The organism is Falsirhodobacter sp. alg1 (assembly GCF_000739715.2).
GTDB lineage: Bacteria > Pseudomonadota > Alphaproteobacteria > Rhodobacterales > Rhodobacteraceae > Falsirhodobacter.
This window is the reverse complement of the sequence record NZ_BBJC02000074.1, coordinates 1-620: the sequence shown is the minus strand read 5'-3', so window position 1 is coordinate 620 and position 620 is coordinate 1. Positions and strand designations below refer to the sequence as shown.

Sequence of the window (620 nt, the reverse complement as noted above, 5' to 3'; positions counted from 1 at the left end):
GCTGGGCCAGGTCTGGGAACAGCTGCACAGCCTGATTGCAAAATACGGTGAGCAGGGGCAGGGGTATGTGTCCCGCAGGGCGGTTTTCGAAGACCGCTTTCCGGGCGATTAGTGGAAATTCCGTGACGAGATGCGCCCGCGTTTCGGCGTAATGCGTGGTCGCGAGTTCCTGATGAAGGACGGCTATTCCTTCGACATCGACCGTGATTCCGCGCTGCATGCCTACAACCGCCATATGGTCAGCTATTTGCGGACGTATGAGCGGATGGGGCTGACCGCCATTCCAATGCGCGCGGCCTCCGGCCCCATTGGCGGCGACAATACCCATGAATTCCTGGTTCTGGCCGAAACCGGCGAGAGCGAGGTGTTCTATGACAGCGCCGTCACCGATCTGCGTCTGGGAACGCGTGAGTTCGACGCCGAGGATCGTGAAACCGTGGCAGAAATCTGCGCCGAGTTCACATCATCCTATGCGCGCACCGACGAAACCCATGACGAGGCTTTGTTCAACGAGGTCCCGGAAGAGCGTCGCCGCGTGGCCCGCGGGATCCCGATGCGCCTCATGGGGTATCCACCGTGTCTGCCTCATCCGGCAGGATGATCGACAGGGCATCCGGCAT

At 60.8% G+C, this 620-nt stretch carries 1 pseudogene; it reads left to right on the top strand.

Features of this window, described 5'->3' with window-relative positions:
* Positions 1-112 precede the first annotated feature (112 nt).
* Positions 113-571, top strand: a pseudogene (locus TR36_RS14255) (proline--tRNA ligase); the annotation flags it as partial.
* Positions 572-620: the final 49 nt, after the last annotated feature.